Below are 14,531 nucleotides of genomic sequence, written 5' to 3'. Positions count from 1 at the left end.
GCCGCTGCGCCGCATCGGCGAGCCGGACGACGTCGCGGACGTGATCACCTTCCTGGCCGGGCCGGCGTCGCGCTGGATGACGGGGCAGACGCTGGTCGTGGACGGCGGCGCCCAGATCCGCTCGTCACTGGCCTGATCCCGCGGCTCCGACGGTAGGGAAACCGGGCCTATGGCGCCAGTTTCCCTACCACGTCTCGTGTCACCCGTTTGTGCGCAGACACTGTGCGCAATGACGACAGTTTCGAGCACGGGCGCTGCTCGAACTTCTGCTACGGTACTCGTCATGTGCGGAATCGTGGGGTATGCCGGCGCGCGCCCGGCCCTGAACATCGTTCTGGACGGACTGCGGCGGCTGGAGTACCGCGGCTACGACTCGGCCGGGGTCGCGATCGTCGACGGCGGGCTCTTCACCGCCAAACGGGCGGGCAAGCTCGCCAACCTCGAGAAGGCACTCCAGGACGAGGCCGGCCTCAGCGCCGGCACCACCGGCATCGGGCACACCCGCTGGGCCACCCACGGCGGCCCCACCGACCGCAACGCCCACCCCCACCGCTCGGCCGACGGTCGGGTCGCGGTCATCCACAACGGCATCATCGAGAACTTCGCCAAGCTGCGCGCCGAGCTCGAGGCGAGCGGCATCGAGTTCGCGTCCGACACCGACACCGAGTGCGCCGCCCACCTGCTGGCGATCGAGCTGCAGACGGCCGTCGGGGACACCCCCGGGGCTCGCCTCGCCGAGGCCATGCGCGCCGTCTGCCGGCGCCTCGAAGGCGCGTTCACCCTGCTCGCCGTCGACGTGCAGGCCCCCGGCGTCGTCGTCGGCGCCCGGCGCAACTCGCCGCTCGTGGTCGGCCGCGGTACCGGCGAGAACTATCTCGCCAGTGACGTCTCCGCGTTCATCGAGCACACCCGCGAGGCCGTCGAGCTCGGGCAGGACCAGGTCGTCCTGATCAGCGCCGACGACATCGTCATCACCGACTTCCACGGTGCGGCTGCCGAGGGCCGCCCGTTCCACATCGACTGGGACGCCTCCGCCGCCGAGAAGAGCGGCTACGAGTACTTCATGCTCAAGGAGATCGCCGAGCAGCCCCACGCCGTCGCGGAGACCCTCCTCGGCCGGCTCAACGAGCACGGCGACCTGATGCTCGACGAGGTCCGCCTCACCGACCAGGACCTGCGCGACGTCGACAAGGTGTTCATCGTCGCCTGCGGCACCGCATACCACTCGGGCATGGTCGCCAAGTACGCCATCGAGCACTGGACCCGCATCCCGTGCGAGGTCGAGCTGGCCAGCGAGTTCCGGTACCGCGACCCGGTCCTCGACCGCTCCACGCTCGTCGTCGCGATCTCCCAGTCGGGCGAGACCATGGACACCCTCATGGCGCTGCGCCACGCCAAGGAACAGAAGGCGCGCGTCCTCGCGATCTGCAACACCAACGGCTCCACCATCCCGCGCGAGTCCGACGCCGTCCTCTACACCCACGCCGGCCCCGAGATCGCGGTCGCGTCCACCAAGGCCTTCCTCACCCAGCTCGTCGCCTGCTACCTCGTCGGCCTGCACCTCGCGCAGGTGCGCGGGGTGAAGTACGCGGACGAGGTCGCCGCCGTCGTCGCCCAGCTGCAGGAGATGCCGGGCAAGGTCGAGCAGGTGCTCGACATGATGGAGCCGATCCGCCTGCTGGCACGGGAGCTGGCCGAGGCCAAGAGCGTGCTGTTCATCGGCCGGCACGTCTCGTACCCGGTCGCCCTCGAAGGCGCGCTCAAGCTCAAGGAGCTCGCGTACATGCACGCCGAGGGCTTCGCGGCCGGCGAGCTCAAGCACGGGCCGATCGCGCTCATCGACCACGGCACGCCGGTCGTGTGCGTCGTCCCGTCGCCGCGCGGCCGGGGCGTCCTGCACGACAAGGTCGTCTCCAACATCCAGGAGGTCCGCGCCCGGGGCGCCCGCACGATCGTGATCGCCGAGGAGGGCGACACGGCGGTGGCGCCGTACGCCGACCACCTGTTCTACGTGCCGGTCACCCCGACGCTCCTCGCACCGCTGGTGACGACGGTTCCGCTGCAGGTGCTGGCGTGCGAGATCGCGTCGGCCCGGGGCCACGACGTCGACCAGCCCCGCAACCTGGCAAAGTCGGTGACGGTCGAGTAGCTGCCTGACTCTCCGCGTGTCGGGCACGGTGCGTAACGGGGCGATCGGGCGATTTGGCCGGGCGGGGTACGTTGATTGGCAAACGTGTCCGCAGCGACGTGGTGGCGGAACGCGGTATGGCAGGGTATGCCTGTGATCGTGTCCGTCGGGATGGACGTCGTCCTCGTCGAGCGGTTCGGCCGGGCGCTGGAGCGCACGCCGCTGCTCGCCGAGCGCCTGTTCACCGGCGCCGAGCGGACGACGTCCTCCGGCAACCCGCGCTCGGCCGAGTCGCTCGCGGCCCGCTTCGCGGCCAAGGAGGCCGTGGCGAAGGCCCTCGGCGCCCCGGCCGGCCTGCACTGGCACGACTGCGAGATCGTCACCGACGCGGACGGCCGGCCGTGGCTGACCGTCACCGGCTCGGTGGCCTCGGCCGCCGCGGAGCGGGGCATCTCGCGGTGGCACCTGTCGCTGTCGCACGACGGGGGGATCGCTTCGGCGATGGTCGTCGCCGAGCGCCTGCCGGAGGACGCGGGGAGCCGGACGTGAGCTGGGGGTCGGCGCGAGTCGGGAGCCCGGCGGGCGCCGCGTGGCGGTTGCCGCGGGGTCTGGAGAGTCCCCCGGGCGATGCAGCCGGGCCGGGGTTGCGCGGGCCGGGGTTGTGCGGGCCGGGACGGGAAGCCAGTGGTCGGCCGGGACCAGGAGCCCATGGTCGGCGTGGCCGGGGCGGGGCGCCCGGCTCGGATCGAAGCACCGACCGGCCCTGTCCTGGGCGGAGGACCCCAGCGCCGACGGTCGCCTTTGGGCGGAGTGCCCCAGCGCCGACCGGCGCCGTCCGGCCGGAAGGCCCCGGCGCCGCCCGGCGTCGCCCAGCCGGAAGACCCCAGCGCCGCCCGGCCGGAGGGCTCCAGCGCCGACCGCAGGTCCAGCCGGCGCGCGAGCGTCAGAATGCCCAGCTTGAGGCCGCCCAGCGTGGGAAGAGCAGCGTGAGCACCGTCGACACAGGGAGTCCAGCGTGAGAGCTGCCTGGCGCGTCGCCCAGGTTCGAGTGGCCGAAGAGGCCCTCATGAAAGTCCTCCCCGCGGGTGCGCTCATGCAGCGCGCCGCCGCCGGGCTGGCGCGGCGGTGTGCCGAGACCCTGCCGCGGGTCTACGGCAGCCGGGTCCTGCTGCTCGTCGGGCCCGGCAACAACGGCGGGGACGCGCTGTACGCCGGGGCCCGGCTCGCCCGCCGCGGCGCCGGGGTGTCGGCGCTCCTGCTCGACCCCGAGCGCGTCCACCAGGGCGGGGCCGCCGCCCTGCGGCAGGCCGGCGGTGTCGTCACCCGCGACGTGCCCCGAGCCGTGGACCTCGTCGTCGACGGGATCCTCGGGATCGGCGGGCGGGGCGGGCTGCGGGAGCCGGCCGCCAGCCGGGTCGCCGAGGTGTCCAGCGCCCTGCGCGGCGCGCCCGTCATCGCCGTCGACGTGCCGTCCGGGGTCGACGCCGACACCGGGGCCGTCGCCGGGATGGCGATCCACGCCGACATCACCGTCACGTTCGGCGCGCTCAAGCCCGGGCTGCTCGTCGGGGCCGGCGCCGTCCACAGCGGACTCGTCGAGCTCGTCGACATCGGCCTCGGGCCGTACCTCGACGGCGACCCCGCGCTGTACCTCCCCGACGCCGACGACGTCGCCGCCTGGTGGCCGCGGCCGTCGGCGAACGACAACAAGTACTCCCGCGGCGTCGTCGGCATCGCCACCGGCTCCGACCGGTACCCCGGCGCCGCCGTGCTCTCCGTCGCCGGCGCCCTCGCCGGCCCGGCCGGCCTCGTCCGGTACGCCGGCAGCGCCGCCGACCAGGTCCGCAGCCACCACCCGACGGTCATCTCCACCGACCGCGTGCCCGACGCCGGCCGCGTGCAGGCGTGGGCGTGCGGCAGCGGCCTCGGCACCGACGAGCGCTCGTACGCCGAGCTGCGCACCGTCCTCGGCGCCCCCGTCCCCGCCATCCTCGACGCCGACGCGCTGACCCTCCTGGTCGACGCGCGGATGGCCGACTGGCTGCGCGACCGCGACGCCCCGACCGTCGTGACGCCGCACGACGGCGAGTTCCAGCGGCTCGCCGGTGGCGCCCCCGGCGACGACCGGGTGGCGGCCGCCGTGCACCTCGCCGAGCGCATGGACTCGGTGGTACTGCTGAAAGGCGACCGCACCATCGTCGCCACCCCCGACGGCCGCGTCTACGTCAACCCGACCGGCACCGGGGCCCTCGCCACCGGCGGCACCGGCGACGTCCTCGCCGGCCTGCTCGGGTCGCTCCTGGCCGCCGGCCTGCCCGCCGAGCACGCCGCGATCGCGGCCGCCTTCGTCCACGGCCTGGCCGGCCGGCGGGCCGCCGCGGAAGGCCCCGTGACGGCGGCGGACGTCGCCGCCCATCTCCGTCCGGCGGTCCGCTCCCTGTTCTGAGCCGGCGGCGGCCGTCGGGCCGCCGCGCCCCGAGCGGCATCGACCAACCTCGAAACATGAGAGCACACTGATCGACTTCAGCCAGGGACCACTTACGCTAGGGGGATGTGGCAGGCGCAGGTCCGGGTCGATCTCGACGCGATCCGGCACAACGTAGCGACGCTGCGTGACCTTCTCGCGCCCGGCACGCGGCTGATGACCGTCGTCAAGGCCGACGCATACGGGCACGGCATGCTGCCCGTCGCCCGCGCCGCCGTGCAGGCCGGCACCGACTGGCTCGGCGTCGCCACCGTCGACGAGGCGCTCACCCTCCGCGACGCCGGTGTCACCGCGCCCGTGCTCGCCTGGCTGCACAGCCCGGACCGGCCGCTCCACGAGGCGATCGAGCGGGACGTCGACCTCTCCGCCGCCTCGACCGACACCCTGCGCGAGATCACGCAAAGCGCCAGGAAAGTCAAGAAAGCCGCCAAGGTACACCTGAAGATCGACACCGGCCTGTCCCGCAACGGCGCCGCCCAGAAGGACTGGCCGGCCCTGCTGGAGCGGGCCGCCAAGGCCGAGGGCGACGGCTACGCCGAGGTCAGGGCCGTCTGGAGCCACCTCGCCTGCGCCGACGAGCCCGGCCACCCGTCGATCGCCCGGCAGCTCGCCGAGTTCCACGACGCGCTCGAGGTCGCCGAGCGGCACGGCATCCGGCCGCAGCTGCGTCACCTGGCCAACTCCGCGGCCACGCTGACGCTGCCCGAGACCCACTTCGACCTGGTTCGGGTCGGCCTGTCGACCTACGGGCTCTCGCCGATCCCCGGCCAGGCGACGCGTCTCAAGGCCGCCATGAGCGTCCACGCCCGCGTCGCCCTGGTGAAGGCCGTGCCCGTCGGCGCCGGCGTCTCCTACGGCCACACGTACAAGACCTTGAAGGACACCACCCTGGCGCTGGTCCCGCTGGGGTACGGCGACGGCGTCCCGCGCGCCGCGAGCAGCCGCGGGCCGGTCTGGCTCGCCGGCAAGGTCCGGCGGATCGTCGGGCGGGTGTGCATGGACCAGGTGGTGGTCGACTGCGGCGACGACGAGGTCCGCGCCGGCGACGAGGCCGTCCTGTTCGGCGCGGGCGCCGCGGGCGAGCCGACCGCCGACGACTGGGCCCTGGCCTGCGACACCATCAACTACGAGATCGTGACGCGGATGGGGAGCGAGCGGACGCCGCGGATCTACGTAGGGGAGCGGACATGACGGATGTCGAAGTCGCCAAGGGCAGCCGGCGGCGCACGGCGGGGATCATCGGCGCGATCGTCGGTCTCGCCGCCGCGGGGGTCGCCGCCGGGGTGGCCACCGAGCGGTACCTCGTCAGCCGCTCCAAGAAGGCCGAGGACCCCTACGCCGACGAGGAGTTCGGCGTCTGGGACTTCGACGAGGAGCTGACCGTCACCTCCGACGACGGCATCGACCTGCACGTCGAGGTGGTGGACGGACCCGATGACGGTCCCACGCTGGTGTTCGTCCACGGCTTCTGCCTCGACATGGGCACGTTCCACTTCCAGCGCAAGGCGTTCGAAGGCAAGTACCGCATGGTCTTCTACGACCAGCCCGGCCACGGCCGCTCGGGCCGCCTGGCCAAGGGCGAGTACTCGCTGGACGCGCTCGGCGCCGGCCTGCGCGCCGTGCTGCAGGCGACCGTGCCGATCGGCCAGGTCGTGCTCGTCGGCCACTCGATGGGCGGCATGACGATCATGGCGCTGGCCGAGCAGGTGCCGGAGCTGTTCGAGAACCGGGTCGAGGCCTGCGTCCTGATCTCGACGTCGGCCGGCAAGCTCGACACCGTCAACTTCGGCCTGCCCGAGATCGTGGCCCGGTTCCGCCGGCCGCTGATGCCGATCGTCGGGTTCGCCGGCCCGATCAGCTCGGCCGTCGTCGACCGGGCCCGCAAGGCGTCGACCGACCTGGCCTGGCTGCTGACCCGGCGGTACGGGTTCGGCACCCAGCGCCCCAGCCCGGCCCTGGTGTCGTACGTCGAGAAGATGAACTCGACCACGTCGACCGACGTGATCGCGCGGTACCTCCGCACCCTCTACACGCACGCGCGCCTGCTGGTGCTGGGCCCGCTGCGGCGGGTGCCGGTGCTGCTCGTCTGCGGCGACCGCGACGTGTTGACGCCGATCGCGCACACCCGCGAGATAGCGTCTGTGCTGCCGGAGGCGGAGCTGGTCGAGGTCGCCGACGGCGGCCACGTCGTGCTGCTCGAGCACGCCGAGGAGGTCAACGACGCCATGGACACGTTCTTGACGAAGGTGCTGGACCAGTGAGCCGAATCCTGTCCACTGTGGACGACACGCGCGCGTTCGGTCGGGCGCTCGCCGAGGTACTGCGGCCCGGCGACCTCGTCGTCCTGACCGGCCCGCTGGGCGCCGGCAAGACGGCGCTCGCCCAGGGCGTCGGCGCCGGCCTGCGGGTCAGCGGCGACGTCACCTCCCCGACGTTCGTGATCGCCCGCGTCCACCGCGGCGGTCGCATCCCGATGGTCCACGTCGACGCCTACCGGCTCGGCGACGTGAAGGACCCGCTGGGCGAGGTCGACGCGCTCGACCTCGACGCGACCCTGGAGGACTCGGTCACGCTGGTCGAGTGGGGCGAGGGCCTCGTCGAGCGGCTCAGCGACGAGCACCTGGAGGTCCGCCTCGACCGCCGCGACGACGACTCGCGGGTGGTCGCGCTGATCCCGCGCGGCGGCGACTGGGAGCGGCGCACCGCGGATCTGTAGCAGCAAGCGTGCAAGGCGGCCCACCCCTCCGCGCGTCGTAGATGGCGGAGGCGATGGATGGACAAGGCAGCCGAGCGCGAGTTCAGCGAGTTCGTGGCGGCCCGCGGCACCTCACCTGGTCCCCGGACGGCCGCACGCTGCTGCACTCGGACCCCTCGATCGGCCGCCTCACGCTGTACGAGGTGCGGTCCGGCCGCGTCGAGTCCCGCGTCCTCCCGCTCGACCCGGCCGCCCACCACTGCGTCAACGGCGGCTGCGCCGCGGCCTGGACCCCCGGCGGCAAGGAGCTGGCGCTCCCGTCCCCGGACGGCGACGGCCTGTCCCTGCTCTCCGCCGAGGACGGCCACCTGGTCCGGACCGTCCCGGTGCGCGGCGGGGCCGAGGACGCGTGCGCCTGGTCCCCGGACGGCCGCTACGTGGTCACCGACTGGCGCATCACGGACACGAGGACGGGCGCCACGACGGGCGGCCTGCCCGAGCCCCGCCCCGCGATGTACTCCCTGTGCTGGTCGTCCCCGACCGACCTGCTCCTGGCCGTGCCCGGCGAGGTCCGGGTCCTGTCCCCGACGGCCATCCTCCGCCAGACCATCTCGACCACCGCGGGCGCCCCCGATCACCCGGGCCGAACCATCCTGGGCCACCGCTAGCGCGGTTGGGGCGCACGGCAAGGCCGATTTTCGTCGAAGTTTGACGTAGAGTGGCCTTGCCGTGCTCGCTCGACGCGGAGGTGCGTCTCATGCTGCTCCGGTTCCTGGCCGAGAACCACCGGTCGATCGACGGCCCGGTGGAGCTGTCAATGATCGCGGTCGACGAGGACCGGCCCGCCGCCCGGGGGTTCGAGCTGCTCAACGAGCGGGTGCTGACGGTGGGCGGCATCTACGGCGCCAACGCGTCGGGCAAGTCCAACGTGCTCGCGGCGCTGGCGTGGCTGTCCACGTTCGTGGCCCTGTCGTTGCGGTCGTGGGAGGACGTCATCCCCCGCGAGCCGTTCCGGTTCGCCGGCGGACCGTCCCGCTCGTCGCGGTACGAGATCGATCTCATGGTGCACGGCGTCCGGCATGCCTACCAGGTGGAGCTCGACGACTCTGCGGTGCTGTTCGAGGGGCTCTACGGCTATCCGAAGAAGTTGCGCCGGGCGCTGTTCGAGCGGGAGGGCGGCACCATCTCGTTCCGTCGCGGCCTCGGGTCGATCTCGGGCACGCGGGAGTTGCTGACCCCCACGACCCTTGCGCTGTCGGCGGCGATGCGGTTCGACGAGCCCGAGGTGCGGGCGTTCGGCCGGGCGCTGGCCGGCACGCGAGTGCTCGGCCTGCGCGGCCGGCGGATCGTCGGGAACGACGGCCTGGTCCCGACCGAGGAGCTGGTGCTCGCCGGCGGCGACGGGCCCGGCGTCGTCCTCGACCTGCTGCGCTTCGCCGACCTCGGCATCGACGACCTGCGGCTGGACACCTCGGCGACGCCCAACGAGGTGCGGTTCGTGCACCGGGTCGCGGACCAGGAGGTGCCGTTCACGCTGGAGGACGAGTCGCAGGGCACCCGGAACTGGTACGCACTCATCGGCTCGGTGGTCCAGGCGTTGCGCAACGGCCGCCTGCTGCTGCTCGACGAGATCGACGCCGGCCTGCACTCCCGCCTGTCCGCCAAGCTCGTCGAGCTCTTCCAGGACCCCGAGACCAACCCGGCGGGCGCCCAGCTGGTCTTCACCACCCACGACACCAGCCTGCTCGGGCACCTCAACCGCGACGAGGTCTGGCTGACCGAGAAGGGCCCCGACGCGGCCACCCGGCTCACCGCCCTGGCCGAGTACGGCGGCGAGCGCGTGCGCCGCTCCGTCAACCTGGAGCGGGCCTACCTCCAGGGCCGGTTCGGCGCGGTCCCGGAGCTCGACCAGCATCTCCTGCGAAGGGCCCTCGGCCTGGCCGCCGAGGTGGCCTGATGGCCCGCAACCGCCAGCCCCCGACCTCGCTGCGCCGCAAGGTCGCGACCCGCCGCCCGCGCAAGACCGTCGCGATCTTCTGCGAGGGCCAGCGCACCGAGCCCGAGTACCTGGACGCCCTGCGCCGCGAGCCGGACGTCCGCGACGCGGCGGCGGTCGACATCCGCATCGAACACATCGGCGGTGGCGCGGTCCCGCTGACACTCGTGCGCATGGCCGTCGAGGCGCGCAAGCGCTCCATCGCCGAGGAGGGCGAGATCGACGAGTTCTGGTGCGTCTACGACGTCGAGTGGCCGACGCACCATCCGGGCCTCGCGCAGGCAGCGGACCTCGCCGCCCGCAACGGCATCAACCTGGCCGTGTCGAACCCGTGCTTCGAGCTCTGGCTGGCCCTGCACTTCCGCGACCACGGCGGGTTTCTCGACAACGCCGAGGCACGGCGGCTGCGGCGGGCGCACGACGGGCAGGCGGACAAGGGCCTCGACGGGGCGGTGTACATGCCACGCCGGCACGACGCGGCCCGGCGGGCGGGCGCTCTCGAGCGGTTCCATGAACAGAACGGCAGCCGCTGCCCGGACGACAACCCGTCGTCCGGCATGCACCGGCTCATCGCGGCCGTGCTGCCGTCCGCTAGCTAGGCGGCGGACTCCAGGATCTCCCACACGTCCAGCCAGGCGCCGTCGTCGTCGGTGCCGCGGGCCAGCAGGTGGCGGCCCGCGGCGCAGAACGCCGTGCTCACGTGCGTGGCCGGGGGGAGGTCGGTGCGGAAGACCTCCGTCTCCGTCTCCAGGTCGCGGACCGTCAGCGTGCCCGGCTGGGCGGCCGCGCGCAGGCGGCCGTCCGGGCTGGACATCTCGGCGGCGAACGCGTCCGCGCGGCTCGAGCCGGAGTAGCCCGTGAAGCGGCGCGGGAGGTCCTCGCCCACGACCTTGTCGAGGCGGTTGCCCGTCGACAGGTCCCACACGGTGGCCACGTCGCGGCGGTAGCGGCCGACCGTCGCCGCGCCCTCGCCGGTGGCCACCAGGCGCCACTCGGCCTCGTTCACCATGACCGCGTCGGGGCGGTGGCCGTCGGAGAAGCTGCTCGTCATCCGGCCCGACAGGACGTCCCAGACGGCGAAGTGGCCGGCCGTGTCCCAGGTGACCAGGGCCAGCTGCTGGCCGGGGCCGAACGCCACCTGGCCGCGGGCGGTGCCGCGGCCGGGGCGCAGCTCGGCGACGAGGGCGCCGGTGTCGATCGCGCGGACCTTCACGTACTCGCCGGTGCGGGACGACTCGACGATCATCCGGCGGTCGGGGAGCAGCAGCCAGTCGCCGGCGACCCGCAGGTGGTGGCGCTTGGCCAGCTGGTACCGCTCGGTCGTCGGCTCGATCCGCACGTGCGCGGCGATCGCGCCCGAGACGACCATGTTGCCGACCGGGGTGCGCTGCTCCAGCAGGACGCCCTCGGTGCGGCCGGCGGTCAGCTCGTAGACGCGGTCGTCGGCCGTGCGGACCTGGGCCAGCGGGGCCCCCGGTCCGTAGCCCTCGCCCTCCTTGACCAGCCAGCGGACCAGCCGGCCGCGGCCGCCGGGGACGGTCCAGGCGAGCGGCTCGACCCGCCACTGGGGCGGCTCGGCCGGCACGGCCCGGTCGGTGCGGGCGCGGGTCCAGGCGGCGGTGCCGCGCAGCACCGCCAGCTCCGGGTCCGCGGGCCGGGTGACCGGCCGGCCGAGGCCGTTGTGCAGGACGGGGCCGACGTTCGGCAGGTGCGCATGGCCGCCGACGAGGAGCACCGTGGTCACGTCGGACGGCACGATGCCCGCGCGGGCGATGACCGCCCGGCAGCTCGCCACCAGCCAGCGCATGGCCGGCTCCGTGAGCTGGTCGAGGAGGCGGCGGTCCAGGCGGTACTGCGGAATCCCCGGTTCGATCGCCTCGGCCGCCTCCGGCAGCTCCGCGAGGCGGTGCTTGAGCTGCCGCACGATGTCCAGCGCGTGGAAGCTGGCCCGGACGCTGGTGTCGCCGCCGGCCGCGAACGCCGGCTCGACCCACTCCGACAGCGTCGCCCGCAGGTCGGCGGCGAGCACCACGTCGAGGTCGCGGCCGCTGCCGGAGCTCTCCTGGCTCAGCGGCACCGGCTGGCCGCGCTGGATCTGGGTGAGCGTCGCCGACCAGGTCGCGCCCAGGTCGCAGACCAGCACGTAGCTGCCGTCGGGGACCTCCAGCAGGGTCATCGGGTCGAGCACCGCCGCGGTCGCGTCGCCGACGAGCTCGACGTCGGGGTAGCCGGACACGGACGCGGCGGCGACGAGGACCTCGCGGCGGGGGTCGTGCGTGCGGTACCCCGTGGGCACCGTCATGACGACCCGCCCGATCGGCCCGTGGATCCGGCGGGCCTCCTCGACCACCGCGTCGAGCGCGGCACTGACCAGCTCGGCCGCGTTGAGCAGCTGGTCGCCGAGCCAGATCGGCGCGTTCGCGTCGACCGCCCGGCGCACGCCGTCGACGTACTGGCGGGGCTGCTGGTCGCGGGCGTGCTCGGCGGCGCCGCCGACGAGCAGCCGGGGCCGGCCGACGCCGGTCTGCAGGGTCGCGCCGCCCGGCCAGCGGAGGCCGCCGGTGACCGGCTCCCGCACCGGGTGCAGCTGATCATGCGTGAGGACAGCGGCGGACACGGCCCAGGACCCCATGTCCACGACCAGGATCGGCTCGGTCATCCGAATGCTCCTGACGCCTACGCGAGATGTCGGCCGATGGTACGACCGCCTCGTTGCCACGGCGTTAACTGATCGTGGTGGCGACGTAGCGCCATCTGCGGCGCGGTCTAGAGTTGGGCCGTGCTGGTGATGGTGGTGGACACGGCGACCCCCGCGGTGACCGCGGCGCTAGTCCGGGTCGGCGACGACGACGTGACCCTGCTCGCGGAGCGGGTCACCGTCGACGCGCGCGGCGCCGGGGAGCTGCTCGCGCCGCAGATCACCGCCGTGCTGGCCGAGGGTGGCGTGGCACCCGGCGACCTGGCCGCGATCGTGACCGGGACCGGGCCCGGGCCGTTCACCGGGCTGCGCGCCGGCCTGGTCACCGCCGCCGCGCTCGGCCACGCCGTCGGCGTCCCCGTCCACGGCGTGTGCTCGCTCGACGGCATCGGCCGCGGGCTGCCCGGCCGGGTGCTGGTCGCCACCGACGCCCGCCGCAAGGAGATCTACTGGGCGGTCTACGCCGACGGGGTCCGCGTCGGCGGGCCGGAGGTCGCCCGGCCCGACGCGGTGTCCCTCGACGGGATCGAGCGCGTCGCCGGTGCCGGCGCCGAGCAGTACGCCGCGGTGCTCGCCCGCCCGCACTCCCGCCTGCTTGAGGGGCCGCGCTACCCGGTCGCGACCGCCCTCGCGGAGCTGGCCGCCGACCGGGTCCGCGCCAAGGCGCCCGGGGAGCCGCTGATCCCGCTGTACCTGCGCCGCCCCGACGCCGTGCTCCCCGGCGAACGGAAGCCGGCGCTGCGGTGACGGCCCCGGTCGAGCTCGGCGAGCTGCGCTGGTTCCACATCGAGGAGCTGCTGCCGATCGAGGACGAGCTGTTCGGCGAGGAGCGCTGGTCCGCCGCCATGTTCTGGAACGAGCTGGCGGCCGGCCACCACTACCTGGTCGCCCTCGGCGGCGGCCGGATCGTCGGCTACGCCGGCCTCGCCCTCAGCCCGCCCGACGAGGCGTGGGTCCAGAACATCGGCGTGCGCGGGGACGCGCAGCGGCGCGGCGTCGGCCGGCGCCTGCTGGAGGCGCTGCTCGCCGAGGCGCGGGCCCGCGGCGCGCGGAAGGTGCTGCTCGAGGTGGCGGTCGACAACGCGCCCGCCCAGAAGCTCTACGCCGGTTACGGCTTCGAGGCCGTCGGCATCCGCCGCGGCTACTACCAGCCCAGCAACACGGATGCACTGGTGATGATGCGTGAAGACGACTGAGCCCCTGGTCCTGGGCATCGAGACGTCGTGCGACGAGACCGGCGTCGGGATCGTGCGCGGGCACACCCTGCTCGCCGACGAGATCGCGTCGAGCGTCGACGAGCACGCCCGGTTCGGCGGCGTGGTGCCCGAGGTGGCCAGCCGGGCGCACTTCGAGGCGATGGTCCCGACGGTACAGCGGGCGCTCGACACGGCCGGCATCACGCTCGCCGACGTGGACGCCGTCGCCGTCACCGCCGGCCCCGGGCTGGCCGGTGCGCTGCTCGTCGGGGTGGCCGCCGCGAAGGCGTACGCGCTCGCCGCCGGCAAGCCGATCTACGGCGTCAACCACCTCGCCGCCCACGTCGCCGTCGACACGCTGGAGCACGGCGCCCTGCCCGAGCCGGCGATCGCGCTGCTCGTCTCCGGCGGCCACTCGTCGCTGCTGCGGGTCGACGACCTCGCCGGCGGGGTCGTCCCGCTGGGCGCGACCATCGACGACGCGGCCGGCGAGGCGTTCGACAAGGTGGCGCGGCTGCTCGGGCTGCCGTTCCCGGGCGGGCCGCCGATCGACCGGGCCGCCCGCGAGGGGCAGGTCGTCATCCCGTTCCCGCGCGGCCTCACCGCCGCCCGCGACCTGGCCGAGCACCGCTTCGACTTCTCGTTCTCCGGCCTCAAGACGGCCGTGGCCCGCTGGGTCGAGGCCCGCCAGCGGGCCGGCGAGCCGGTCCCGCTCAACGACGTCGCCGCCAGCTTCCAGGAGGCGGTCTGCGACGTGCTCACCGCCAAGGCCGTCGACGCCTGCCGGGAGCACGGCATCGAGACGCTCGTGATCGGCGGCGGGGTGGCGGCCAACTCGCGCATCCGCTCGCTCGCCCAGGAGCGCTGCGACAAGTACGGGATCGCCCTGCGCGTCCCGCGCCCGAAGCTGTGCACCGACAACGGCGCGATGGTGGCCGCGCTCGGCTCGCACCTGGTCGCGTCCGGTGCCGCGCCGGGCAACCTGGGTCTCCCGTCCGACTCCGCGATGCCGGTCACGGCGGTGACGGCGTAGAGTCCTGCGCCGTGATCGTGCGCATGTGGGAGGTCAGGGCGCACCCGGAGGCGTTCGACGAACTGCTGTCCTGGGTCTGCGAGGCGATGCTGCCCAAGGTCGAGGTCCACCCGCTGCACCTGAGCAGCGAGGTGTACGCGTCGACCGACCAGCGGCTGGTCGTCGTGTCCAAGTGGCGCGGCAGCACCCCCGAGCCGTTCACCGACCCCCCATCCCACCTGGTAGCCCGCAAGCCCCAGTACTGGGACTTCACCCAGGTCGACCGCTAACCCCCCGCCCCGCCCCGCGCCGCCCCCGCCC

At 74.0% G+C, this 14,531-nt stretch carries 15 protein-coding genes; 14 read left to right on the top strand and 1 reads right to left on the bottom strand.

Features of this window, described 5'->3' with window-relative positions; translation table 11 throughout:
• The 10 genes from IEZ31_RS59350 to IEZ31_RS09230 all read left to right on the top strand — a co-directional run.
• The coding region (locus IEZ31_RS59350; RefSeq protein WP_373294550.1) for an SDR family oxidoreductase at window positions 1-136 on the top strand (136 nt) is incomplete at its 5' end.
• Window positions 137-283: 147 nt separating this feature from the next.
• The gene (glmS, locus tag IEZ31_RS09270; protein WP_190249350.1) at window positions 284-2,149 is read left to right on the top strand and encodes a glutamine--fructose-6-phosphate transaminase (isomerizing); all 1,866 of its coding nucleotides are present in this window, start codon (window positions 284-286) and stop codon (window positions 2,147-2,149) included.
• A gap of 132 nt (window positions 2,150-2,281) precedes the next feature.
• Complete coding sequence (locus tag IEZ31_RS09265) at window positions 2,282-2,677, top strand: holo-ACP synthase (protein WP_190249349.1); 396 nt, start codon at window positions 2,282-2,284, stop codon at window positions 2,675-2,677.
• 466 nt (window positions 2,678-3,143) lie between these two features.
• The gene (locus IEZ31_RS09260) at window positions 3,144-4,574 is read left to right on the top strand and encodes an NAD(P)H-hydrate dehydratase (RefSeq protein ID WP_190249348.1); all 1,431 of its coding nucleotides are present in this window, start codon (window positions 3,144-3,146) and stop codon (window positions 4,572-4,574) included.
• A gap of 105 nt (window positions 4,575-4,679) precedes the next feature.
• Window positions 4,680-5,804 carry an alanine racemase gene (alr, locus tag IEZ31_RS09255; RefSeq protein WP_190249347.1) on the top strand — a complete coding sequence of 375 codons (1,125 nt, stop codon included), beginning with the start codon at window positions 4,680-4,682 and terminating at the stop codon, window positions 5,802-5,804.
• A complete protein-coding gene (locus IEZ31_RS09250; RefSeq protein WP_190249346.1) occupies window positions 5,801-6,874 on the top strand; it encodes an alpha/beta fold hydrolase in 1,074 nt (357 codons plus the stop codon). Before alr ends, IEZ31_RS09250 begins: the two co-directional genes overlap by 4 nt.
• Window positions 6,871-7,329 carry a tRNA (adenosine(37)-N6)-threonylcarbamoyltransferase complex ATPase subunit type 1 TsaE gene (gene tsaE, locus IEZ31_RS09245; protein ID WP_190249345.1) on the top strand — a complete coding sequence of 153 codons (459 nt, stop codon included), beginning with the start codon at window positions 6,871-6,873 and terminating at the stop codon, window positions 7,327-7,329. Before IEZ31_RS09250 ends, tsaE begins: the two co-directional genes overlap by 4 nt.
• Window positions 7,330-7,382: 53 nt before the next feature.
• Window positions 7,383-7,976: a WD40 repeat domain-containing protein gene (locus IEZ31_RS09240; RefSeq protein ID WP_190249344.1), complete on the top strand. Its 594-nt coding sequence runs from the start codon at window positions 7,383-7,385 to the stop codon at window positions 7,974-7,976.
• Between the two features lie 89 nt (window positions 7,977-8,065).
• Window positions 8,066-9,265: an AAA family ATPase gene (locus IEZ31_RS09235; RefSeq protein ID WP_190249343.1), complete on the top strand. Its 1,200-nt coding sequence runs from the start codon at window positions 8,066-8,068 to the stop codon at window positions 9,263-9,265.
• Window positions 9,265-9,903: an RloB family protein gene (locus IEZ31_RS09230; protein ID WP_190249342.1), complete on the top strand. Its 639-nt coding sequence runs from the start codon at window positions 9,265-9,267 to the stop codon at window positions 9,901-9,903. The genes IEZ31_RS09235 and IEZ31_RS09230 overlap by 1 nt, the downstream gene beginning before the upstream one ends.
• Here IEZ31_RS09230 and IEZ31_RS09225 read toward each other — a convergent pair.
• Window positions 9,900-11,963 carry an Hsp70 family protein gene (locus IEZ31_RS09225; RefSeq protein WP_190249341.1) on the bottom strand — a complete coding sequence of 688 codons (2,064 nt, stop codon included), beginning with the start codon at window positions 11,961-11,963 and terminating at the stop codon, window positions 9,900-9,902. The two genes, IEZ31_RS09230 and IEZ31_RS09225, sit on opposite strands and share 4 nt — an antisense overlap.
• Window positions 11,964-12,083: 120 nt before the next feature.
• Here IEZ31_RS09225 and tsaB point away from each other — a divergent pair, with 120 nt between their 5' ends.
• Genes tsaB through IEZ31_RS09205 form a run of 4 tightly spaced genes read left to right on the top strand, consistent with a single transcriptional unit; the run spans window position 12,084 to window position 14,500 of the window.
• Window positions 12,084-12,749 (top strand): tRNA (adenosine(37)-N6)-threonylcarbamoyltransferase complex dimerization subunit type 1 TsaB, encoded by a 666-nt coding sequence (gene tsaB, locus IEZ31_RS09220; protein WP_190249340.1) that lies wholly within the window; start codon window positions 12,084-12,086, stop codon window positions 12,747-12,749.
• Window positions 12,746-13,198: a ribosomal protein S18-alanine N-acetyltransferase gene (gene rimI, locus IEZ31_RS09215; RefSeq protein ID WP_190249339.1), complete on the top strand. Its 453-nt coding sequence runs from the start codon at window positions 12,746-12,748 to the stop codon at window positions 13,196-13,198. The genes tsaB and rimI overlap by 4 nt, the downstream gene beginning before the upstream one ends.
• Window positions 13,185-14,231 carry a tRNA (adenosine(37)-N6)-threonylcarbamoyltransferase complex transferase subunit TsaD gene (tsaD, locus tag IEZ31_RS09210; protein ID WP_190249338.1) on the top strand — a complete coding sequence of 349 codons (1,047 nt, stop codon included), beginning with the start codon at window positions 13,185-13,187 and terminating at the stop codon, window positions 14,229-14,231. The genes rimI and tsaD overlap by 14 nt, the downstream gene beginning before the upstream one ends.
• 11 nt (window positions 14,232-14,242) lie before the next feature.
• Complete coding sequence (locus IEZ31_RS09205) at window positions 14,243-14,500, top strand: hypothetical protein (RefSeq protein WP_190249337.1); 258 nt, start codon at window positions 14,243-14,245, stop codon at window positions 14,498-14,500.
• Window positions 14,501-14,531 lie beyond the last annotated feature (31 nt).

This window comes from Dactylosporangium sucinum, from assembly GCF_014647515.1.
Lineage (GTDB): Bacteria > Actinomycetota > Actinomycetes > Mycobacteriales > Micromonosporaceae > Dactylosporangium > Dactylosporangium sucinum.
Note: the sequence above shows the minus strand (reverse complement) of the source record. Positions and strands in the feature narration are given on the sequence as shown.

Bases quoted from the DNA above. Each gene is read 5' to 3' on its own strand.
- glmS (WP_190249350.1), top strand. From the start codon at position 284: ATGTGCGGAATCGTGGGGTATGCCGGCGCGCGCCCGGCCCTGAACATC.
- alr (WP_190249347.1), top strand. From the start codon at position 4,680: ATGTGGCAGGCGCAGGTCCGGGTCGATCTCGACGCGATCCGGCACAAC.
- IEZ31_RS09250 (WP_190249346.1), top strand. From the start codon at position 5,801: ATGACGGATGTCGAAGTCGCCAAGGGCAGCCGGCGGCGCACGGCGGGG.
- IEZ31_RS09240 (WP_190249344.1), top strand. From the start codon at position 7,383: ATGGATGGACAAGGCAGCCGAGCGCGAGTTCAGCGAGTTCGTGGCGGC.
- IEZ31_RS09235 (WP_190249343.1), top strand. From the start codon at position 8,066: ATGCTGCTCCGGTTCCTGGCCGAGAACCACCGGTCGATCGACGGCCCG.
- IEZ31_RS09230 (WP_190249342.1), top strand. From the start codon at position 9,265: ATGGCCCGCAACCGCCAGCCCCCGACCTCGCTGCGCCGCAAGGTCGCG.
- IEZ31_RS09225 (WP_190249341.1), bottom strand. From the start codon at position 11,963: ATGACCGAGCCGATCCTGGTCGTGGACATGGGGTCCTGGGCCGTGTCC.